Annotated in this window: 17 protein-coding genes; 6 read left to right on the top strand and 11 right to left on the bottom strand. The window is 48.5% G+C overall.

Translation table 11 applies throughout. From position 1 onward, the window contains the following. Positions 1–311 precede the first annotated feature (311 nt). Entirely contained in the window at positions 312–1,703 is a 1,392-nt protein-coding gene (locus Q0V21_RS20070; protein ID WP_301880306.1) for a transcriptional regulator, read from the bottom strand. 280 nt (positions 1,704–1,983) lie between these two features. Here Q0V21_RS20070 and Q0V21_RS20065 point away from each other — a divergent pair, with 280 nt between their 5' ends. From Q0V21_RS20065 to Q0V21_RS20050, 4 genes are read left to right on the top strand one after another with little or no spacing between them, the layout of a single operon-like run. Then, positions 1,984–3,093, top strand: coding sequence for an ABC transporter ATP-binding protein (locus Q0V21_RS20065; RefSeq protein WP_094937570.1), 1,110 nt, complete (start codon positions 1,984–1,986; stop codon positions 3,091–3,093). Beyond that, positions 3,083–3,916: an ABC transporter permease gene (locus Q0V21_RS20060; RefSeq protein ID WP_024632841.1), complete on the top strand. Its 834-nt coding sequence runs from the start codon at positions 3,083–3,085 to the stop codon at positions 3,914–3,916. Before Q0V21_RS20065 ends, Q0V21_RS20060 begins: the two co-directional genes overlap by 11 nt. Continuing rightward, positions 3,891–4,700, top strand: a complete 810-nt coding sequence (locus Q0V21_RS20055) for an ABC transporter permease (protein WP_024632840.1) — start codon at positions 3,891–3,893, stop codon at positions 4,698–4,700. The genes Q0V21_RS20060 and Q0V21_RS20055 overlap by 26 nt, the downstream gene beginning before the upstream one ends. Then, positions 4,697–5,770: an ABC transporter substrate-binding protein gene (locus tag Q0V21_RS20050; RefSeq protein ID WP_301880304.1), complete on the top strand. Its 1,074-nt coding sequence runs from the start codon at positions 4,697–4,699 to the stop codon at positions 5,768–5,770. The genes Q0V21_RS20055 and Q0V21_RS20050 overlap by 4 nt, the downstream gene beginning before the upstream one ends. A gap of 532 nt (positions 5,771–6,302) precedes the next feature. Here the strand turns inward: Q0V21_RS20050 and Q0V21_RS20045 are convergent. The 4 genes from Q0V21_RS20045 to Q0V21_RS20030 all read right to left on the bottom strand — a co-directional run bounded on the left by Q0V21_RS20045 (position 6,303) and on the right by Q0V21_RS20030 (position 9,871). Further along, entirely contained in the window at positions 6,303–6,803 is a 501-nt protein-coding gene (locus Q0V21_RS20045) for a hypothetical protein (RefSeq protein ID WP_079347824.1), read from the bottom strand. Between the two features lie 402 nt (positions 6,804–7,205). Beyond that, on the bottom strand, positions 7,206–8,207 hold the full coding sequence (locus tag Q0V21_RS20040) for a cation diffusion facilitator family transporter (RefSeq protein ID WP_301880303.1): 1,002 nt from the start codon (positions 8,205–8,207) through the stop codon (positions 7,206–7,208). Positions 8,208–8,417: 210 nt separating this feature from the next. Then, a complete protein-coding gene (locus Q0V21_RS20035; RefSeq protein WP_301880302.1) occupies positions 8,418–9,188 on the bottom strand; it encodes a dioxygenase family protein in 771 nt (256 codons plus the stop codon). After that, positions 9,188–9,871 (bottom strand): alpha/beta hydrolase, encoded by a 684-nt coding sequence (locus Q0V21_RS20030; RefSeq protein WP_443145159.1) that lies wholly within the window; start codon positions 9,869–9,871, stop codon positions 9,188–9,190. Before Q0V21_RS20030 ends, Q0V21_RS20035 begins: the two co-directional genes overlap by 1 nt. Positions 9,872–10,153: 282 nt before the next feature. Between Q0V21_RS20030 and Q0V21_RS20025 the strand changes: the two genes are divergently transcribed. Further along, a complete protein-coding gene (locus Q0V21_RS20025; RefSeq protein ID WP_301880300.1) occupies positions 10,154–10,702 on the top strand; it encodes a helix-turn-helix domain-containing protein in 549 nt (182 codons plus the stop codon). A gap of 221 nt (positions 10,703–10,923) precedes the next feature. On the opposite strand, the gene Q0V21_RS20020 is transcribed toward Q0V21_RS20025, so the two are convergent. From Q0V21_RS20020 to Q0V21_RS20000, 5 genes are all read right to left on the bottom strand, one after another. After that, complete coding sequence (locus Q0V21_RS20020; protein ID WP_079347818.1) at positions 10,924–11,643, bottom strand: 3-ketoacyl-ACP reductase; 720 nt, start codon at positions 11,641–11,643, stop codon at positions 10,924–10,926. A gap of 87 nt (positions 11,644–11,730) precedes the next feature. Further along, positions 11,731–12,630: a DUF4097 family beta strand repeat-containing protein gene (locus tag Q0V21_RS20015; protein ID WP_301880299.1), complete on the bottom strand. Its 900-nt coding sequence runs from the start codon at positions 12,628–12,630 to the stop codon at positions 11,731–11,733. Positions 12,631–12,632: 2 nt separating this feature from the next. Then, the gene (locus tag Q0V21_RS20010) at positions 12,633–13,220 is read right to left on the bottom strand and encodes an HAAS signaling domain-containing protein (RefSeq protein ID WP_301880298.1); all 588 of its coding nucleotides are present in this window, start codon (positions 13,218–13,220) and stop codon (positions 12,633–12,635) included. Further along, the gene (locus Q0V21_RS20005; RefSeq protein ID WP_024632829.1) at positions 13,213–13,542 is read right to left on the bottom strand and encodes a PadR family transcriptional regulator; all 330 of its coding nucleotides are present in this window, start codon (positions 13,540–13,542) and stop codon (positions 13,213–13,215) included. Before Q0V21_RS20005 ends, Q0V21_RS20010 begins: the two co-directional genes overlap by 8 nt. 274 nt (positions 13,543–13,816) lie before the next feature. Next, complete coding sequence (locus Q0V21_RS20000; RefSeq protein ID WP_301880297.1) at positions 13,817–15,361, bottom strand: FAD-dependent oxidoreductase; 1,545 nt, start codon at positions 15,359–15,361, stop codon at positions 13,817–13,819. Between the two features lie 376 nt (positions 15,362–15,737). Here Q0V21_RS20000 and Q0V21_RS19995 point away from each other — a divergent pair, with 376 nt between their 5' ends. Further along, on the top strand, positions 15,738–18,554 hold the full coding sequence (locus tag Q0V21_RS19995; RefSeq protein WP_301880296.1) for a glycoside hydrolase family 3 C-terminal domain-containing protein: 2,817 nt from the start codon (positions 15,738–15,740) through the stop codon (positions 18,552–18,554). A 161-nt stretch (positions 18,555–18,715) separates the two neighbouring features. Here Q0V21_RS19995 and metE read toward each other — a convergent pair whose 3' ends face one another. Next, the gene (gene metE / locus Q0V21_RS19990) at positions 18,716–21,064 is read right to left on the bottom strand and encodes a 5-methyltetrahydropteroyltriglutamate--homocysteine S-methyltransferase (RefSeq protein WP_301880295.1); all 2,349 of its coding nucleotides are present in this window, start codon (positions 21,062–21,064) and stop codon (positions 18,716–18,718) included. Positions 21,065–21,181 lie beyond the last annotated feature (117 nt).

The following is a 21,181-nucleotide window of genomic DNA, read 5'->3' as shown; positions in this document are numbered from 1 at the left end:
CATTGCGGATATAGCTGAATCATATAAAGGAGCGTGTAGGATATCCATGGCTACATAAAGGGCAATCAATAAGGCCAGAGATTATAAATAGATGGAGGTTAAACCAAAGCAGAATCTTATAATCAGTATAATGAGATGCAGGGATGCGTTGGAGGGGGCTCCTGTTGGCTTTGAATAAAAAAAAGACACCCAAGTGGTGTCTGTAAAAAAAGTGCAATTGAAATTTAGAGCTGTTAACCTGATCCTACATCATGTGTCATAAGTGTAAGCAGTACATTAGAAATAGGTGTAGTAACACTGTAAGCAGTATACTACTTACTAACAGCGTTGAAAGGATTTTTTTCATGTGAGGAATATATTTTATCATTCAGACTATTGAATTTCTCTCGCTTGTCCTCATCTTCCCATTCTCTGTGTTGATTAAATACCGTTAGACATTTGATCGTATTAGAGTCACTGCTTATATTACCGGCAAATTCTAATCCCTCAAGTAAAATATCGATGCCTTGGGTACGTTCACGATGTAAATGGTACTTCCCCAGATTAGCTAAAAATGTCGCGTATTCCTCCGCCTTGATTGGTTTATTGTATTCTCCAAACGCGCTGTTATATGTCTTGTAAGGGATATGTTCCTGGAAACGATCCAAAATGGCATCAATGTTGATATCAAACATGTTGGCTACCTTGACAATATGGCACATTCCAGAGAAGATTTCATCAGGCTGCGATGCAATATATTCGATGTAGTCTGGCAAGATACTCAGATCTCCCGCAAGCAATCGATATAGATACTGGTTAGCTTTTGAAAAGTCATTAAATTGATTAATAATGAGCTTGGCCTCATCGGAAGAATCATGAATCCAGTCATCTGCATTGGTATACAAAACGGTGTATTCAATTGCTCTCTGATAATCTTCATATTGTTCATATACTGCAGCTTGGAGCAGGCGCGCATACAACATGTAGAAGTAAAAAGGGCGAACGGGCTGTTTAGCTTTAGAATCTTTGCGTTTGGCGCGAAGGGAAAGTTCGTACTGAATGGAAGCGAGACGGAACATCTCTTCCGAGAGTTCACCCACCTTGTGCCATTCATGCAGCGAAACATAGACGTGAGCCAGATGTTTGAGTGCTTCCAACTGGTCGGACTCCTCCAGGCGATTCGCATAGGGCTCGAACAATGTGGCGGCCCGCAAATTTTGGGTCAGGTTATCACTTAATGAAAGAAGGAACAATCGATATCGACACAGGGCTAATCGCTCGGAATGCTGGTATTTCTCGATTACACTAACGCCCTCATATAGCAACGCGGCGGCCTCGTTGTACTGATCATGGAACAGCTCCTCTGCAACCTCAAAAATCAAAGTTCCGTAGTTAGTATTATCCAGAAGATTGCTCAAAATTAATTTGATGCAATCCAGACGCTCCACCTCTGCACAGCGGATGATAAAAGGGCGCATTCTTCGCCAATCCGGTGCAGTCAGAGTAAAGCATTCTCCCACAAACCGCGAATAGAAATGGTCTTCCTTCACACCCATGGCTCTTGTAATACCATCAAGCTGGCTCATGGAGAACGGTTTATTCTGATTGATGAGGCGACTGAAAGAGCCTGGATTTATGTTTGCTCGTTGTGAGAACTGGCTTTGCGTTAAATGGTGATTGTTTATGTATTGCAACACTTCCGCTCGTATAGTCTTATTTAGCATGCATGACACCGCCTTTATCATCACCCAAAATTTAGTGTAAAAAACCATATATATGAATTATAATCCTATAATTTTACAGTGGTCAATATTTTCTTTGGCAATTCATAAAAGTTTATACAGAATATCTTTTGGAATGAAAGAAAAAAGGATATAAATTACGTTATAAGAAACAAGGCTGGGACAAAGTCGTGTATAATAGGTTGGGTTTGTAATGGAAGAGGCCTGCAAGAAGAATAAGCAATAGAGGTATACCTCAAGTTTAAAGGGGGCGAAATGAAGCATGTCAGAACAACAACCGATTATCCGGTTCGACCGGGTGACTCAGCAATACGATCAGGATGAAGCCGTATTGAAGGAAGTCAGCTTCGAGATTGAGCGGGGTAAATTTTATACGCTACTCGGCCCGTCAGGCTGCGGGAAAACAACGATATTGCGCTTGATCGCCGGCTTTGCGGAGCCGACACAGGGCAGTATTTATTTTAACGGTGCAGTGATTAACCAAGTGCCTGCCCACCAGCGGCAGGTGAATACCGTATTTCAGGATTACGCGTTATTTCCACATTTGAATGTATTTGAGAACGTAGCTTTTGGTTTGCGGATCAAAAAAATGAAAACCGCTGAGATTCGCGACAAAGTGCTTGAAGCACTCAAGTTCGTCAATCTCTCCGGTTATGAAAACCGTGAAATTGGCGAGATGTCAGGCGGACAACGGCAGCGTGTCGCGATTGCGCGGGCGATTGTCAATGAACCCGAGATTCTGCTGCTGGACGAGCCGCTCTCTGCACTCGATCTGAAGCTGCGGACCGAAATGCAGTATGAACTGCGTGAGCTGCAACAGCGATTGGGTATTACGTTTATTTTTGTCACGCATGATCAGGAGGAAGCCCTGGCGATGTCGGATGAGATTTTTGTCCTGAACGGTGGCGTTATTCAACAGAGCGGCACGCCCAATGATATTTATGATGAGCCGATTAACCGCTTTGTGGCGGACTTTATTGGCGAATCGAACATTGTATCCGGCAAAATGAAGCAGGACTTTGTCGTGGAATTCGCTGGCGCACAGTACGAATGTGTCGATCAGGGTCTGCAGAAGGACGAGCCTGTGGAGATTGTGATTCGTCCAGAGGATATGGAGATTACAACCGAGGAACAGGGCAAAATGCAGGTCAACGTGGACTCCCAGCTGTTCCGCGGGGTGCATTACGAAATATCCACCTACGATGACGCAGGCAATGAGTGGCTGGTTCATTCCACCAAGAAAGCTGTGGTAGGCGATCGTATTGGTCTGTATTTTGACCCGGAAGCGATCCACGTCATGCGCTTTAACGAGACGGAAGAAGAGTTCGACAAACGTCTGGAAGCCTACCAAGAGGCCGTTCATGCAGACTAAGGCGAGTACACGCAATGCGTATCTGATTCCATATGTGTTATGGATGGTGTTGTTTGTAGTTGCTCCGGTTCTGCTGGTGGTGTATTACTCGTTCTTCGATGTGGAGGGCAACTTCACGCTGGGTAACTATGCCCGGTTCTTTACACCTGTGTACATGCAGATGACTCTGAGCTCGTTCTGGTATGCTTTTCTGATCACGGTGTTCTCACTGTTGGTCTCGTATCCAACGGCGTATTTACTGACTCGTACGAAGCACAAGCAGCTGTGGCTGCTGCTTATTATTTTGCCAAGCTGGATCAATCTGTTGTTAAAAGCGTACGCCTTTATCGGCCTGTTCGGCACGTATGGCCTGACCAATTCCCTGCTTGAAGTGGTGGGTATTGGCACGCAACAGATTTTGTTCACCGATTTCAGCTTTATCTTTGTCTCGGTGTACATCTTCATTCCGTTCATGATCCTGCCGATCTTCAACGCGCTGGAAGAGATGAATCCGTCGCTGATCTATGCGGCACGGGATCTTGGGGCATCGTCATGGCTGACGTTCCGCCGGGTCATCTTTCCGCTGACACTCAGCGGAGTGAAATCCGGCTGTCAGGCCGTATTTATTCCGGCGTTATCCTTGTTCATGATTACCCGCCTCATTGCGGGGAACCGGGTAATTACGCTGGGAACAGCGATTGAGCAGCATTTTCTCGTCACCCAGGACTGGGGGATGGGCTCGACGATTGCCGTCTTTTTGATTATTGCGATGGCGATCATTATGTTCCTGACCGGGTCAGGCAAGAAGGAGGTGCGTAATGGGAAGAAACGGAAAGCTGTCTAACGTCTATCTGGCCGTTGTATTCGCCATACTGTACGCACCGATCGCGTATCTGATCTTCTATTCCTTCAACAGTGGCGGTCATATGCGCGGCTTTGAAGGGTTTACGTTGGAATGGTACAGGGAAGTATTTGCCGATACCCGGCTGCTGATCATTGTACTGAATACGTTTATTATTGCGCTCCTGTCCTCGGCGATCTCGACGATGCTCGGTGTGGCAGGGGCACTGGCGATCTATCATGTACGGCGCAAACGGACCAAGAATACGTTGCTGTCACTCAATAACGTGCTTATCGTCAGTCCGGATGTCATCATCGGTGCCTCATTTCTCATTCTGTTCACCATGATTGGCATCAAGCTCGGATTCACTTCGGTATTGTTGTCTCATATCGCATTCAGCGTACCGATTGTTGTCATCATGGTACTGCCGAAGCTTCAGGAGATGAGTCCAACCTTGATGGATGCGGCGCGTGACCTGGGTGCGGGATCATGGCAGATCCTGACTCGTGTGGTGCTTCCATACGTCAAACCGGGGATTTTTGCCGGGTTCTTCATGGCCCTGACATACTCACTGGATGATTTTGCGGTAACATTCTTTGTCACAGGTAACGGCTACTCCACACTCTCGGTGGAGATTTATTCAAGAGCAAGGCAAGGTGTGTCATTGTCCATCAATGCGCTATCAACGCTGCTATTCCTGCTGACGGTGCTGCTGGTGGTTGGGTATTACTTTATTAACCGCCGCGCAACACGGATACCACCCGGAGGAAAGGGGCTGCGTCCATGAAGCAACTGGTACGGACATTTGCGATTGTATTCATCGCTGCCTTTGCCCTGATGATTCTGGCCTCGTATCTGAACAAGAGTCAGGGATATTCGGGCGGCAACACGCTGACCATCTATAACTGGGGCGATTATATCGACCCTGATCTGTTGAAGGAATTTGAGCAAGAGACAGGCATTAAGGTGATATATCAGACGTTTGATTCGAATGAAGCGATGCTGACCAAGATTGAGCAGGGCGGAACCACGTTTGATGTGGCGATTCCTTCCGAATATGCGATTAGCAAAATGAAAGAAGAGAACCTGCTCGTTCCACTGGATCACAGCAAGCTGCCCAATCTGAGCAACATCGACCCACGGTTTATGGACCTGTCCTTCGATGAGGACAATAAGTACTCCATTCCGTACTTCTGGGGAACGGTGGGGATTGTGTACAATCCTGAACTGGTCGATGGGTTAACGTTTGAGAGCTGGAACGATCTCTGGGACCCACGTTTGAAAAACCAGATTCTGTTACTCGACGGTGCCCGTGAAGTGATTGGCATGGGGCTGAACAGCCTTGGTTATTCGCTGAACGATACGAACGAAGACCATCTGCAGGAAGCTTTGAAAAAGCTATCCACCCTGACGCCTAACGTCAGAGCCATCGTCGGAGACGAGATCAAAATGCTGCTGGCGAACGAAGAAGCCGCGGTTGGACTCGTATGGTCCGGGGATGCGTCTGAAATTATGGATGAGAACGACAAGCTGGATTACGTCGTTCCTGAAGAAGGCTCGAACCTATGGTTCGATAACATGGTCATTCCAAAGACCGCAAGTAATATTGAAGGCGCTCATCAGTTTATTAACTTCATGCTGGTCCCGGATCATGCGGCACGTAATGCCGAATATGTCGGGTATTCCACACCAAACGCCGAGGCATTGAAGCTGCTGCCAGAGGATATTTCGGAGGATGAGCGATTCTATCCAGATGAGACGCTGACAGGCAAGCTGGAAGTGTACAATAATCTGGGCAAAAAAATGCTCTCGCATTATAACGATTTGTTCCTCGAGTTTAAAATGCATAGCAAATAAAAGGCATTCGAGTGAGATGTATCGGATAAATGTTTGTTTCATGCCCGTCCAACCCGCTAACGAATCTATCGTACCTTATTGGGCTGATTTGCTTGGGTTACGAATGCTAACGAACTTCAGCGAAGCTATTTTCCATTTAACAGGTGCCAAACGGCAAATAAGCTGCTATTTACGCAGGATAACGTCTCTCTGATTCGTTAAAACTCCAATTGGAGTAATTGACCGCCAATAGTGCGTGTATAGTTCGTTAGACTTGGAAAAGGAATAAACAGGGGTGCTGCTCGTCATTTCAATTGAATGACGAGCAGCACCCCTATATTTTTACCCTACCTCAGAGCAAATAGCTGAAGTAGGTTGTCTTATTTTTGTTTACACATTAACGGAGAGGGCAGAAATAATCTGTAGAAGCGAAGCGCTCGCCTTTATCGCAGGATTTTACCCTTTATAAAAAGGGAATCAAAAAAATCCGGCGATAACAGCGATCGGAAGATTATTCTGCACGCGGAGTGGTCTAGTGTAAACGCTATAAGATTTACATGCGCTTTTTGCGTCCCACAATGATCCACGCCCCACCCATAATCAGCACAATCGCCACGAACGGTTGAACAAAGGTTAGACTGTTCAGCATCGTGCCAATCGACATGACGGAGAAGAATAACAGGGAGATTACCGTCAGGATGTTGATCGGAATCAGCAGCCATTTGTTACGGCCACCAAACCAATACAATTCAAACAGACCTACCGCTACCGCAAGAATGAAGCCAGGCCACATTGTGCTCCAGTTGCCAAAGAGCATGGCGATCTGGCTGACAACACCTGCCGTAAGCAAGATACCCCCAGGAACCAGCAATCCAATTCCTCGTCCAATCATGGAGAAGTACAGCCAGTGGAAGAACAGCCCCAGCGGAATCACAAACAGGGTGGGCCAGAATGTGGCAAAGATCGTACCTGGACCGAGTGAACCTCCCTGGTTCAAAATCAGGTACACGCCCAGCAAAATAAGGACGGGCGCAAGGATGGTGCGTTTAGCCATGATATCTCTCCTTTTCAATACAAGATCAATTCCCGAACGGTCATGGAGTATGTTTTCTCGTTATTTACAGCATACCATGAACCTCAAAAGGGTATCCTCGGTCTTTGGAGTTAAACTGGACCTAGACTAAAGTCTAGGTACGAAATATGCAATCGAGATCAGTCCAATCAAAGGCTCCACAGAAACGTTCCGTCTAAGATGGCTGGATAAATTGATGGAGATGGGGATGAAGCAGGGTGGGCGGAAATAAACCCTATGACAACCCAGTCAGTGAATTCTAACCAACAATTTTAACGCTCCCATTCAGTAGCCATGCAGTTACCTATGCCATGTAGTTAGCTACGCGAAGAAGCCCACTCCGCGAAGAGTGGGCCTTTTTCTTTTATAAAAGAGGGTAATTCCTCACTTCACCACATCCGAATGCTTCTTGCCCCAGCTGTTCACGCCATCATCTTCGATAATGGAGATGGCCGCATCGGCGATGTCGGGATCTGTCATTAACTTCTCCTGAATACGGAACTTGATATCATCGGCATCAGCAAGGCTTAGCCCTTTCGTTAGCTCGATTAGACCCTCGACGTGGTAATAACGGCCTTCCTGAATAATGCGCATCATCTGGATATCTGCAACATGAGTGTCGGCCAGAATGGTCTGGGATACTTTGTCCTCAACATCCTGTGGAGCCGCTACACCAATCAGTCCGATCATATTGTCATAGCCGACACGGAAAGCGACAGCGATCATCAGGCATCCAATAATGGTCGTCACGATTCCATCGAGCAATGCAAAATTGGTCAGTGCAATGACAACAACAGAAATCAGGGCGAGTGTCGCACCGATTACTGCTACAACATCTTCGTAAAATACAAGGCGTGTTGGCGGTGCAGCGCGTCCTACATTTTTGATTGCAGCAGGGAACAGGGCCAGGCCTGACGCTTTGGGAGCGCGTGCTTCTTTGAGAATTTCTTTCATCGCTTTGATCAGAATGGCTCCATCGATCACAATGTTAAGCACCAGCACACCGATGTTAATCCAGAGACCACCCGAATGACCAACAGGATGCTGTAAGAGGTGAATCCCTTCATGAATCGTTTCATAGGCCATAATGGTCACAACGATAACGGCAATCATACAGAAAATGTTGATGACCCGTCCGAATCCGGTTGGAAAGCGGCGTGTAGGTTTTTTCTCGGACAGTACACTTCCGACAAAGACAAACCCTTGGTTGATGGCATCGGCCATAGAGTGCATCGCCGAGGCGAACATGGCTCCACTGCCACTGAATAGAAAAGCTCCTCCTTTGCACAGTGCAAGTACCGCATTACCTGCCATGGCTACGGCCGAGGAGGTGTTTCCCTTTTTGACGAGAGACATCAAGCTCTCAGACTTTGGTTGTTCAGCCACTTCGAATGTTCCTCCCAGAAAGATATGATAGGTGTAGAAAGAGTAATCCGTCATTACAGCTTGTTCATTTCCACTAAATGTTATTATAGCTTGCTTTAGAGCCCCCAGCATTATGCAAAAAAGGTCATATCACTCCAAACACCCGTGCGGTTTCACACGAGTGTTTGGTTATTTTTATATATGGAGTTATATAAACTAATCAATCGATGTTCAATCAAATTTCCAGCAAGACAGGCTCAGGTTGCCATACTGATAGGCTTTGAACAGGAGTGATGCTTGCTTGTTCTGGTCTCCGGCGCCCATGGCGAGCAGCAGCGGCAAAAAATGCTCTGGCGTAGGCACAGCCGCTTGGGCGGATGGTGCGAGCTTGTCATAGGCAAAGAGGGATTCTGTATCCCAGCTCACCAGCTTGTCATGCAGCCAGTTGTCAAACGCCATGGCCCAAGGATCAGCGCCTGCGCTTTCCCAGTTTAACTGACGCAGATTGTGTACCGTTCCACCACTGCCAATGACGAGAACATCCTGCTCACGTAATGTGGCGAGCGCCTGTCCTACCCGATACTGCTGTTCACTGGACAGATAACGGTTTACAGACAGAGCAACAACCGGGATATCCGCATCCGGATAGAGCAGGCGAAGAACGACCCAGGCACCGTGATCCAGACCACGAACGGGGTCGCTCTCTACCGGAATCCCAGCATCCGCGAACAGACGCTGAATCTTCGCAGATGTCTCTTCATGTCCTTGTGCCGGGTATTTGATCTGATACAGCTCGGGTTGGAAGCCACCAAAATCATAGATGGTCTCGTAATTCGCTGCCGAAGAAACCAATTGGGTTGTGGATTCCCAGTGAGCAGAGAACAGTACGATTGCTTTAGGTTTCGGCAGTTCCTGTCCGAGCTTTTGCAGAAATTCAGTGTACTCATTCTCCTCCAGTGCGAGTGATGGCGCGCCGTGAGCGACAAACAGGGATGGCATCATTATGAATTCAGTCCTTTCAGGTCTTCGGCAGCCAGCTTGGCATCCGTCCGAAGCCATTGTTGAAATTGTTGATATAGATCGGGGGTGACTTGGTGCCCACCGTGATATGGAACATACGTAACGTTATGGGTGTGTTCACGGAAGAAACTTGCGTTATCCTCGCCAAGTTGCAGCGGGAAGAGATGATCCTGATCGCCATGCGATATGAATACAGATAAATCCGAGTTGGGCTGTAACTTGTATTCGTCTTTCACAAATTGCGGAATGTAACCACTCATAGCTACAATTCCCTTGATTGCATCTCCCATGATTAGCGAGAGCGTCATTGCCATAATGGCGCCCTGACTGAATCCGGCGATATAACGCCGTGCGGGATCCATGGCATATTTGGCGGACAAGTCAACGATTAGCTGCTGCAATCCCTGAACAGACGCGTCGAACAATTCCCGGACGGGATTGCCAATGCTTTTAATCTGAAAATAGGCGTAGCCGCTACCCTGAACAATGGGTCCCCTTATGGCCACGATAATAAAATCGGACTGAAGAGGCTCCATTAAACGAAGCATATCCTGCTCATCCGAACCCATGCCATGCAGGGCAAAGATCACGGGATAGTGTTGTACTGTATTGTAATCGGAAGGAAGCCGAACCTCGTAAGTCAATGAATAACTCAATGGAATCACCACCTGATCAGAAATGATAATCTAGATAAAGTTTGCTGATATAAAACTAATATTCTTATTGATGAACAAAATTTATCATGATTCCATTGTAGGGTCAATATTTTTTTTGTATTATGAAAATATGTTCCGTATAAGAAATCCTAGACAGGCATTTCCGACACGCCGTGGAATCTAAGGGAAATGACAGTGATTGATCCGTTTGGCAACCGGATTGTTTTTTATGAACCTGACGCAAAATAGATTGAAGAGTTGATATTTCTATAGAAGAGGAGGTTTTGCAACATGGATATCGGCCTAGCCATTCGTACGATCCGCAAACAGAAACAGATCACCATCATGCAAATGTGCGAAGGTACGGGGCTGTCCAAGGGGTTTATCAGCAACGTGGAAAATAATAAAACCTCACCTTCCATTGCCACACTCGAAAGTATCGCGGATTATCTGGAAGTTCCACTTCCTTACTTGCTGCTGTCACCAGAACAACGGATGAACGTGGTGCGCAAGGGTGAGCGCAAGGAAACAACTGCCGGGAGCGGGCAGATCAAGGTACAGCATCTAACGGCAAAGGGTGCCATGCGGATGTCCATTGTGGAGCTGCCCGCAGGTGCATCAACGGGGGTAAACAAGCATGCTGGAGAAGAAAGTCACCTGATTCTGCAGGGCAAGATTCGTGCAGAGCAGTGTGAGGATGTAGAGATTCTGGAGGCGGGGGATTCATTTAGCTGGAATGCCATCGTTCCCCATGAAGTAACCAATATTGGGGAGGAGCCCGCGGTGGTGCTGATCGCCGTGTCCAAGGAGCTGGATCTGGACCATTTGTGGGACGCATAAGCAGAGGATAATGGAATGAAGAAATGAGAGAAGTGACGCTGCATTAATCATAAGGGTAGAGAATCAGCGCGATGAATTGTATTCAGACACGATGGCTGCTGCTGAATATGTAAAAGGCCGCCCAGAGGTTTCTCGGGCGGCCGGATGGCGACGGATTGCATCATTAGAAATGGTTGCTTCCGTCATTCATTGTTCTTTATAAATGGTTCGACTACTCCTGCTTACTGCGGATTAGTTGTCCAGATGCCTGCGGCTTTAACAAATACACGGTCCGACAGCTTGAGCGTCGCCAAAGCCAGTTCAGCTACGTCCTCCGCTTGCATCATTCGGTCTTCGTCTCCAACTTTCAGTCCGGCATTGGTTGCCAGCTCTGTGTTCACCGTACTTGGTGTTAATGCAGTAACCCGGATATTGGATTTACGTACTTCCTGCATCAGGGATTCGGTCATGCCGAGCAGGGCGAATTTGGATGCACAGTAGGCTGAACCCGTTGCGAATCCACGCTCACCAGCAGTAGAGGCGATATTAATGATGCTGCCACTGCTTTCCTTGATCATGCTTGGCAGCACAGCACGAGTTACATAGTATGTACCCATGACATTGACATGCAGGATGCGCTCCCACTCTTCCGGGTCCATATCCAGCAAGGTGCCGAAGCTTGCGATACCTGCATTGTTAATAAGGATATCCACCGCGCCAAGCTCCATCTCGATAGCTGCTACGGCTGCCTCAGCCTGAGTGCGATCCGAAATATCCGCAATGGCACTGGTTACTTTCACACCATATTCTTGACTCAGCGATTGCTGGAGAGCCTCCAGATCGGAGGCCGTCCGAGCGATAAGTCCGAGATGTACACCTTCCTTGGCAAGTGCCTGAGCAATGGCACGGCCAATACCTTTACCGGCGCCAGTGATGACAGCCGTTTTATTTTTAAGTTCCATGTGGGTAATTCCTCCTTAGAATTGGACTAGCATTTAATTATACTATATTACCCACAGTTCGAATATTTGCTTCATCATAATTTAACATTATTGCTTGATCTTGATGCTGCCTGAGGTGGTGCGAGCTTTGATGACATCACGGCTTACCATAGGGGAATCAGGGATATTCACATCACCGGAAATAGCCTGTGCGTCAAATATACCGTCAAAATCGGGCGCTGCCTGTATGGAAATATCTCCTGACTGTCCCGATACATCCATTGAACCGGAGGAAGCTTGCTCGATCTTCACACTGCCGGAAGTGAATTTAACGTTTGCCGCACCGTTTAATTTCATAATTTTGGTATCCCCCGACTGCACACTGCGGGTTACATCGCCATTCATGCCATCCAGCGTGAAGCTTCCGGAAGTTTGTTTTACTTCCATAGTTCCCTCAATTGCCGTGGCTTTGATGTCCCCTGAAGCTAGATCCAGTTGAATGGTTGGTACATTTATGTCCTGAAGGTGAATGCTCCCAGACGTATTGTTAAGGTCCAAGGTTTTGGCATGCAGACCCTTCAAATCCAGATCACTGGAAGTAGAGACGATGCTGACGTCATCCAGCTGATGTCCTTCAGGCAGCGCAACCGTGATCGTTTGCTGCTGAGTATTCCAATAAAGGGTGAAAAATTGCAAACGCGGGCGCTCTTTCTGGTTTAACGTAAAGGTTCCATCCGTAATCGAGGCCTGTTTAAAACCTTCAATGGTGGCCGGGTCCCACTTACCATCCACTTCAATGTAACCATTGGAATCGGGACTTACTACGAATTCAATATCTGCGTTAAAGTTAGCGTTCATCATGATGTTGTGCAGCTCATCGTTTTTGAATTCCCAACGTTTGGAGTAGGCTTCTCTCTGATCTCCGAACTGAACTCCGTATATGGAGGTTCCGAGCAGGCCGATGCCGATACATAGTATCGCTAAAGCGATCCACTTTTTGGTGCTCATGGTTAGACATCTCCTTTCATCGTCTTTTGATTCCATCTTATATACTGAAGAGTGACCAGCTTAAAGGCTTTAAAAATCCATTTTGTCAAAAGGGCAAATAGAATGCCTATACCGAATACTCCAATCGAAACGAACATCTCAGAATACTCGAAATGGTCAAGATATAAGAAATCCACTGCTGCAGCGACCGGTGCCAATACCAGCAGCGACATACTGGCAATTGTGAGCCATACCGACCACAGCGTCAATCCTATTGGAATTGCCAGCATGATGTTCAGGAAAAAAAGTCCGATTGCCGTGAAGAAGCTGCGTGCAGCGCGATTTCCTCTTTGCTGAGGACGCATTTCTTCGAATGTTGGCGCATAGAACGGATCAGATCCTGGCGTCTGTGCATCATACCGATCACCGAGCGCTTCTTTTGCAATCTCGATCGGATGCCCCAGTTCCCTTGAAATTTCTTCTTCCGGTCTTCCTTCTCTTAATCCCATCTCAAAATGCTGTTCATAATCAGCGAGCAGTTCAGCCCGTTCCAGCGGGTCCATCGGTCTCAGATGAATCTCCATTGCCTGCATGAATTGTTGTCTATTCATTGGGGGTACCTTCCTCTATAAGATTTGCGACATTGCGCACAAAATTATTCCATTCATTCGTGAGAGTCTTCATATAGTCACGACCAGTATCAGACAGTTTGTAGTATTTACGCGGTGGTCCTTCACTGGATTCTTGCAGGTAAGTCGTACAATAGCCGTCATTGACCAATCTTCGCAAAAGGGGATACAGTGCACCTTCCGCCACTTCAATATGCTGGGATACCGCCTGAGCCAGTTCGTAACCGTAACGATCCTGGCGGTTGATCAGCACGAGTACGCATAGTTCCAGCACCCCTTTTTTGAATTGAATATTAACATTCACTTGGGTTCCTCCTTGTTGCTCTATCCAATCACTAGTGTGTATTGTTCAGTAGTCGTGAATTCATCATAGCATCCGGTACTGTTTAATGCAAGGTAGTGATTTTAAAATAGTTCCTTGTCACGGTGTGCCGCAAATGGGACTAACTTCGATTTCTCGCTAATTCACTTATAAATCAGCATACGCAAAACCCGGATCGGTTACTTCCGTCTGAGGACGGATTCCGATCCGGGTCTATGGGATGAAGATATACAGCGATGGGGGTATCAGCTTTAATTTATTCTTGTGCGTCCAATACCGTAAGGTCTTCAACGGCAGGGCCTTCGATCACTTTACCTGCGTAATTGAAGCGTGAGCCGTGGCATGGGCAATCCCAGGAACGTTCGCCGGCATTCCATTCCACTTCACAACCCAAATGGGTGCAGGTGGTATCCACCAGAAAGAGTTTGCCAGTTGGGTCCTTGTAGGCGCCGGCCCGTTTGCCTTCATGGCGAACGACGGCTCCTTCATCGTTACCAAGTTGTCCCGTGTTCTTGTGAATAATGCCGACCTTGCCAGAGATCAGTTCCGTGGCTACATTGACATTCTCTACGAGGAAGTTTTTCACACCAGGGTCTACCTTGAACCTTGCAGGATCGAATACCGCTGCGTAAGAGTTGTCGCGTCCGGTAATCCGGTCCGTAAGGATGTGTCCAGCCATCGTTCCTGTGGTCATGCCCCATTTGGCAAAGCCGGTAGCCACATAGACACGTTCATGTCGTCCGGTAATGGGTCCAATATAAGGGACCTTATCGATGGAAATCAGATCCTGAGCTGACCAGCGGAATGGGATGTTGCGAATGCCAAATGTATCGGCCGCATAGCGCTCCAAATTTTCATAATGACCGACGGTACAAATGCCCTGCCCGGTTTTATGGTTCTCTCCTCCAAAGAGGATGTGTTCTTTCCCTTCATGAATGACAGTACGCAGTGAACGGGAGGGTTCATCGTCAGAGATATACATGCCACCTGTGAAAGGTTTCTGAGGTTCAACCATAACAGCATAGGATCGTTCAGCGTGCAGCCTTGAAAAATAAAATCCAGGGTCGTAGACCGGGAAATGGGAGGCAACGACGACATGTTCGGCCGTTACGGATGGACCATTCTCATAGGTCCGCACATGCAGTGAGGCGTCTTCCTCTACATCGGTAACCGTTGTATGTTCGAAGATGCGGACACCTTGCTTGACTGCGGATTCCAGCAGGTAATGCAAATAACGGAGCGGGTCAAAGCGGGCTTGTCCCGGCATCTTAATACCTGCTCTAGACGGGACAGGGATGGGAAGTGGATCGACCCATTCACCAGGAATATTTAACTTGCCATAGGCGGTCAGTTCAATCTCCAGCTTTTTGAGGTTTTCCTCGGATTGAATGTAGACATAGGCATCTTCCTCAGCCCACTGGCAATCGATTTTTTTCTCTTTTACCAGATCGCGCATCCACTTGGCGGCTGTAGCATTACCTTCATAATACATGCGGGCCTGTTCCTCGCCAAAATGATGCAGTAATTCATCGAATATCACACCATGCTGCGCGGATACCTTGGCAGTGGTATGGCCGGTTGTGCCATCCAGTACTTTTCCGGCTTCAAGCACAACCACACGCCTACCCGTCTGAGCCAGTAAATAGGCTGTCGTAATGCCTGCAATGCCTGCACCAATGATGGCTACATCCGCAGTTGTATTTTCTGTCAGTTTCGGATATTCATTGAATGTGTTTGTGGCTCTCCACAGGGATTCCGGAATGGAGGGCAAACCTGTCGGGGTCTGTTGATGATCATTCACTCGATTTCCTCCTTATATCTTGTTCATTAGTGCTTATGCTCAGCTTATAAATACGTCAAAACTATACTCTTATCCATGATTACCATACTGTGCCAGAATGAAACGATTGGCCTCATACTTTCCTGAGGAAAATTCACATTTTCCTGTGCAAGACCCCTGTTTTTTTTGCTAAACATGCTATATGATAGGTTTACCGAAACCGTTTTAGTAAATGAAGACAAGAGTTAACAGTGGACAAATAAATGCTTGTTTTATAAGGTTAAATCTTCGATTTATGAGGTCGGATACATTAAAATTACATCATAATTATGTCATGTTAATGTATTCGCTATCATTATAAATAAACCATTGAAAGCCCAAAGGAGAATTCCATATCATGACTAACCAAACGAAATATCCTTTCCAGGATACAACGCTTGAACTCGATACACGTGTAAAGGACCTCGTATCCCGCCTGTCGGAAGATGAGAAAATCGAATCCATGCTGCAATACCAACCAGCAGTAGAACGCCTCGGTATCGCAGCTTACAAACACGGCACAGAAGCAGCTCACGGTCTGGCTTGGCTGGGCGAAGCCACGTCCTTCCCGCAGCCGGTAGGGCTGGCGTGTACGTGGGATGCAGACCTGATGAAAGAGATTGGCTCCGTGATCGGAGACGAGGCACGTGTATTTTACAAACGCAATCCAGCCGTGAACGGTCTGACGCTGTGGGCACCTACGGTTGATATGGAACGTGATCCGCGCTGGGGTCGGAATGAGGAAGCCTACGGGGAAGATCCGGAACTTACGGCCGAGCTGACCACAGCTTTGGTTAAGGGTATTCAGGGTGACCATCCGAAGTATTACAAGGCGGTTGCCACATTGAAGCATTTCCTGGCAAACAATAATGAAGTGGACCGCGGCAGTGGTTCATCAAGCATTGATCCACGCAACATGCGAGAATATTACCTGAAAGCGTTCGAGAAACCGTTTAAAGAGGGTGGGGCGCAGTCCATGATGACCGCGTACAACTCCATTAATGGTACGCCAGCATTGTTGCATCCGTTCGTAAACGAGATTGTGAAGGGCGAATGGGGCATGGATGGCTTCATTGTGAGTGATGCAGGGGATGTCATGGGCATCAAGAACGATCATAAATACTATGATTCCCACACCCCTGGTACAGTAGAGTCTGTCAAAGCCGGCATTGACAGCATTACCGATGATGCGGATCTGTCGAAGCAGGCGCTGCGTGAAGGGCTGGAGCAAGGTACGCTCACGATGGAAGACATCGATCTGGCGTTGTTCAATACGTTCCGTGTGCGTTTCCGTCTGGGTGAATTTGATCCGGCTGAAGGCAATCCATATGCTTCGATTGGTGAAGAAGCGATGATGACGGAGAACGCGAAGGCTTTGTCGTTGAGAGCGGCGAGAGAACAAGTGGTATTGCTCAAAAATGATCAAGGCACACTGCCGCTGGATAAAACGAAATCCGGCAAAGTGGCTGTGATTGGTCAACTGGGCGGAACAGTCTATCGTGACTGGTATGCAGGCACCATGCCATATAGCGTATCCCCGCTTGAAGCGATCAGTTCCAAAGTAGGCGGCGACAAGGTTACGTTCAAGGATGGTAATGACCGTATTACATTGACTTCCGCGGCAAGCGGCAAAGTTGTCGGACTGGCTGAAGATGAGAAATCATCCATCATTGCTTCAGGAGATGCCGAGACATTTACACTGAGTGACTGGGGATTTGGCAGTTACACGCTGCAGGCGGAAAGTAATGGCAAATACCTGACGACGGATGAAGAGACGGTTACGGCATCAGCGGATGAAGTATATGGCTGGTTTGTAAAAGAAGTATTTCATCTGTTGCCACAACAGGACGGAAGTGTGGGACTGACCACTTGGAACGGCAAAACCGTAACTGCACCCAATGGCGGAAACGATGTGTTCGCCGTATCCGAAGAGTTGAAATCATTCGGTGCTACGGAAACATTCAAGAAGGATATTGTGGTGAATGGATTAGAGGAAGCGGTAGCAGCTGCGAAGGAAGCGGAGACGGCGATTGTATTTGTCGGCAACAACCCGCTTGTGAACGGTAAAGAAGAGATCGACCGTCCAAGCCTGGATCTGGCAGAATCCCAGCAGCGTCTGGTTGAAGCCGTTTATGCAGCGAACCCGAATACCGTTGTAGTTATCGTGGGAAGTTACCCGTTCACATCCAACTGGGTACAGGAGAACATCCCAGCTGTATTGTATACCTCCCATGCTGGACAAGAGCTGGGCAACGCTGTAGCTGACGTATTGTATGGCGATTATGCGCCAGCAGGCCGTCTGAATATGACGTGGGTGCAATCCGCAGATCAGCTGACTGATATCAGAGACTACGATATCATTCAATCTGGACGCACGTATCAGTATTTTGAAGGTGATGTACTATATCCGTTCGGACATGGATTGACGTATGCATCGTTTAAATACAGTAATCTGGAGTTGAATCCGTCCCAAACTGGAACTGAAGGCACAACTACGGTAACTGTGGACGTGACGAATACAGGGACGATCGCCAGTGATGAGGTTGTGCAATTGTACGTGCGTGCCGGACAGTCCCGTGTGAAGCGTCCGCTCAAAACGTTAAAAGGTTTCCGTCGTCTTCATATTGAAGCTGGAGCTACAGTGAAAGTCAGCTTCACGTTACCGGTTCAGGAGCTGGCAATCTGGGATGTAACCCGTGATCGTTATGTGGTTGAAAGCGGCACGTACAGCATTATGGTAGGCAAATCTTCCGCCGATATTCAGCTTGTTGCTGACCTGACGGTAGATGGAGAGATCATTCCTTCACGTAACCTTGGTGTGGCTACTCGCGCCGAGAATTACGATGCATACTTCGGTGTGGATCTGGATGAGAGCAAGGAAGGCGGAACATCTGTCCGTGTGATTGGAGAGCAGGGATGGATTGCCTTCAAAGATGCGGATCTGGGCAGTGCAGCAGCGCTTGAAGCTCGTGTATCGGCAGAACAGGCAGATGCGGTATTGGAAGTTCGACTGGGCGCACCTGACGGTGCATTGGCAGGACGCGTGGAACTGGCACAGGGCGAGGCCCAGCAGTGGTCCACGGTTAAGGCAGACCTCCAAGGTGCATCAGGTCAGCAGGATGTTTATCTGGTATTGTCCGCAGGAGTGCGTATCAGCTATTTCGAGATTCGTTAAACCTGCAGCCTATGGAAGTTGCAGCTCTAATAGCAAGTGCTCAGTTCGTTAAATAAAAACGCTAAAAAGGGATGTCCCCTTGTCATCTTCATGACTAGGGGGACATCCCTTTTGTTAATAAAACAACTTTTTCCAAAAGCCTAGGTGGCGAAATATCGAATTTAGATTGAGGAGTCAGCCGTTACCCGTTCTCTTGCTGTACGAGCAGCATCTACCATGATGCTTAATGCATCCACGACTTCGGCTTTACCACGTGTTTTCAGTCCACAGTCAGGATTCACCCAGAACAGATCGGCTGGCAGCACTTGAAGTGCGCGCTCGATCATATGCAACATCTCGTCCTTGCCTGGAACACGCGGACTATGGATATCGTATACACCGAGACCGATGCCTTTATCATACGTATTTTGCTCAAAGCTGCCTACCAGCTCCCCATGGCTGCGGGATGTCTCGATCGAGATCACATCCGCATCTAGGTCGCTGATGGCTTCAATAATATCATCGAACTCGCAGTAGCACATGTGAGTATGCACCTGCGTTGTTGGTTTCACGGTTGCTGTTGCCAAACGGAAGGATTCCACGGCCCATTGCAGGTACTCATCCCACTTGCTTCGTTTGAGTGGGAGTCCTTCACGCAGAGCTGGCTCATCGACCTGAATCATCTCAATGCCTGCTTGCTCCAGCGCTTCAACCTCGTCCCGAATGGCACGGGCAATCTGATAGGATACTTCGCTGCGCGGAATATCCGAGCGGACGAAGGACCAGTTCAGAATCGTTACCGGACCTGTGAGCATGCCTTTTACCGGTTTGCTGGTCAGTGTCTGAGCATACGCCGTTTCTTTCACCGTCATCGGTTCATTGAACAGCACATCTCCGTAAATGACAGGTGGCTTCACACAGCGTGAGCCGTAGGACTGTACCCAGCCATTTTTGGTAAAAGCGAATCCAGTCAGCTTCTCACCGAAAAACTCGACCATATCGGTACGTTCGAACTCACCGTGTACCAGCACATCCAGACCAATTTCCTCCTGAATGGTAATCCATTCCTGGATCTGTTCACGCACATAGGCATCGTATTGCTCCGCATTCCATTCGCCTTTGCGGAACAGGGCACGTGCCTTGCGCACGTCTGCCGTCTGCGGGAAGCTGCCAATCGTAGTCGTTGGCAGCAGCGGGAGCGGCCATTTTTGCTGCTGCAATTCGCGCCGCTCCTGGAATGACGCGCTGCGAAGCAGCTGCTCGTTGGCGTGCACCCCTGCTGGAGCGCCACTCAGGCGTGTCCGCGACTCGGACTCGCTTAGCAGGCGCACCGCTTCTGTGCTCGCCTGGGCGCGGCGGCTGGCTTCAGCCACAGCCGCTGCCTGGTCCGCCTGCTTCGCACCGCCGGACAACAACGTGCCGAGCGTCGCTATTTCTTCCAGCTTCTCGTCGGCAAAGGCCAGGGCATTGCGCAGTACCGGATCAAGCGCGCTCTCCTGAGCGGCAGTCACCGGTACATGCAACAGGCTGCAGGAAGGCTGAATGATCAGCTTGCCTTCGGCAGCGAATTCAGCCACCTGCTCCAGCAGCTTCGCCGTCTCTGCGAGATCGGCGCGCCAGATGTTGCGCCCGTCGATGACACCGGCGCCCAACCATTTAGCCTGCGGGAAGCCATGCTCCCGCAGGCTGGCCAGGTTGCCTTCATAGCCGTGGACCAGGTCCAGGCCGATTCCGGCTACAGGCAGTGCTGTCACGACCGGATAAGCTTCCACCGATTCGAAGTACGTCTGAAGCAGCAGCTTCAATTCCGGTGCGGCTTGTGCCAAGGCAGCATACACCTGTTGCAGCAAGGCTTCATCTTCGGAAGAGACAGCCAGCGTCAGAGCAGGCTCGTCGATCTGTACCCACTGTACGCCTTCGGCTTGAAGCTCGGCCAGAAGCTGGGCGTACACCGGAACGAGGCGTGTGACAATCTCCGCGAAGCGTTCCGTGTCATAGCCTTTGGCGAACCGTACATACGAGTACGGACCGACCACGACCGGTTTACCTTCCAGCCCAAGCTCCTGCTTTGCTTCGCGATAGGCGGCAAGGGGTTTATTTTCAAGCAATGCAAATGCAGTATCATTATGAATCTCCGGTACGATATAGTGATAGTTGGTGTTCAGCCACTTGGTCATCTCACAGGCCGTTGCCTGGTCATTACCCCGGGCCATAGCGTAATAGGTAGATACGGATACCGGTCCGCCTGTATGGTTAAAGCGCTCAGGAACGACGCCAAACATTGCGGATACGTCGAGAATATGATCATAGTAGGAGAAGTCGCCCACAGGAATCAGATCGAGCTGCTGTGCCTGCTGTTTCTTCAGATCCTGCAACCGAAGCGTGGTCAGTTCCTGATGAAGTGTGGATTCATCGATTCGACCAGCCCAGAAGGACTCCAGTGCTTTTTTCCATTCACGTCCCGCACCGATGCGAGGGTAACCGAGGTTGCCTGTCAGAACTTGTGCCTGTTGTTGCTGTGATTGCGACATGTAAAATTCCTCCTCATTTATAATGGTGAACTCATCATTCAGGTTGAAGCTATGGTGATGTGTTTCATTTGAAAGCATCAAAAAAAGGCGTTCCTTCCGATGTCATACCCTGAGAAA

The organism is Paenibacillus sp. 11B, from assembly GCF_030487755.1.
Lineage (GTDB): Bacteria > Bacillota > Bacilli > Paenibacillales > Paenibacillaceae > Paenibacillus > Paenibacillus vandeheii.
The sequence above is the reverse complement of the archived record's forward strand: the minus strand, read 5'-3'. Positions and strand labels throughout refer to the sequence as shown.

Excerpts from the sequence above, each read along its gene's own strand:
- Q0V21_RS20035 (WP_301880302.1), bottom strand. The coding sequence starts at position 9,188 with ATGATGCCATCCCTGTTTGTCGCTCACGGCGCGCCATCACTCGCACTG.
- Q0V21_RS20055 (WP_024632840.1), top strand. The coding sequence starts at position 3,891 with ATGGGAAGAAACGGAAAGCTGTCTAACGTCTATCTGGCCGTTGTATTC.
- Q0V21_RS20060 (WP_024632841.1), top strand. The coding sequence starts at position 3,083 with ATGCAGACTAAGGCGAGTACACGCAATGCGTATCTGATTCCATATGTG.
- Q0V21_RS20070 (WP_301880306.1), bottom strand. The coding sequence starts at position 1,703 with ATGCTAAATAAGACTATACGAGCGGAAGTGTTGCAATACATAAACAAT.
- Q0V21_RS19995 (WP_301880296.1), top strand. The coding sequence starts at position 15,738 with ATGACTAACCAAACGAAATATCCTTTCCAGGATACAACGCTTGAACTC.
- Q0V21_RS20045 (WP_079347824.1), bottom strand. The coding sequence starts at position 6,803 with ATGGCTAAACGCACCATCCTTGCGCCCGTCCTTATTTTGCTGGGCGTG.
- Q0V21_RS20015 (WP_301880299.1), bottom strand. The coding sequence starts at position 12,630 with ATGAGCACCAAAAAGTGGATCGCTTTAGCGATACTATGTATCGGCATC.
- Q0V21_RS20050 (WP_301880304.1), top strand. The coding sequence starts at position 4,697 with ATGAAGCAACTGGTACGGACATTTGCGATTGTATTCATCGCTGCCTTT.
- Q0V21_RS20025 (WP_301880300.1), top strand. The coding sequence starts at position 10,154 with ATGGATATCGGCCTAGCCATTCGTACGATCCGCAAACAGAAACAGATC.
- Q0V21_RS20065 (WP_094937570.1), top strand. The coding sequence starts at position 1,984 with ATGTCAGAACAACAACCGATTATCCGGTTCGACCGGGTGACTCAGCAA.
- Q0V21_RS20010 (WP_301880298.1), bottom strand. The coding sequence starts at position 13,220 with ATGAATAGACAACAATTCATGCAGGCAATGGAGATTCATCTGAGACCG.
- Q0V21_RS20020 (WP_079347818.1), bottom strand. The coding sequence starts at position 11,643 with ATGGAACTTAAAAATAAAACGGCTGTCATCACTGGCGCCGGTAAAGGT.
- metE (WP_301880295.1), bottom strand. The coding sequence starts at position 21,064 with ATGTCGCAATCACAGCAACAACAGGCACAAGTTCTGACAGGCAACCTC.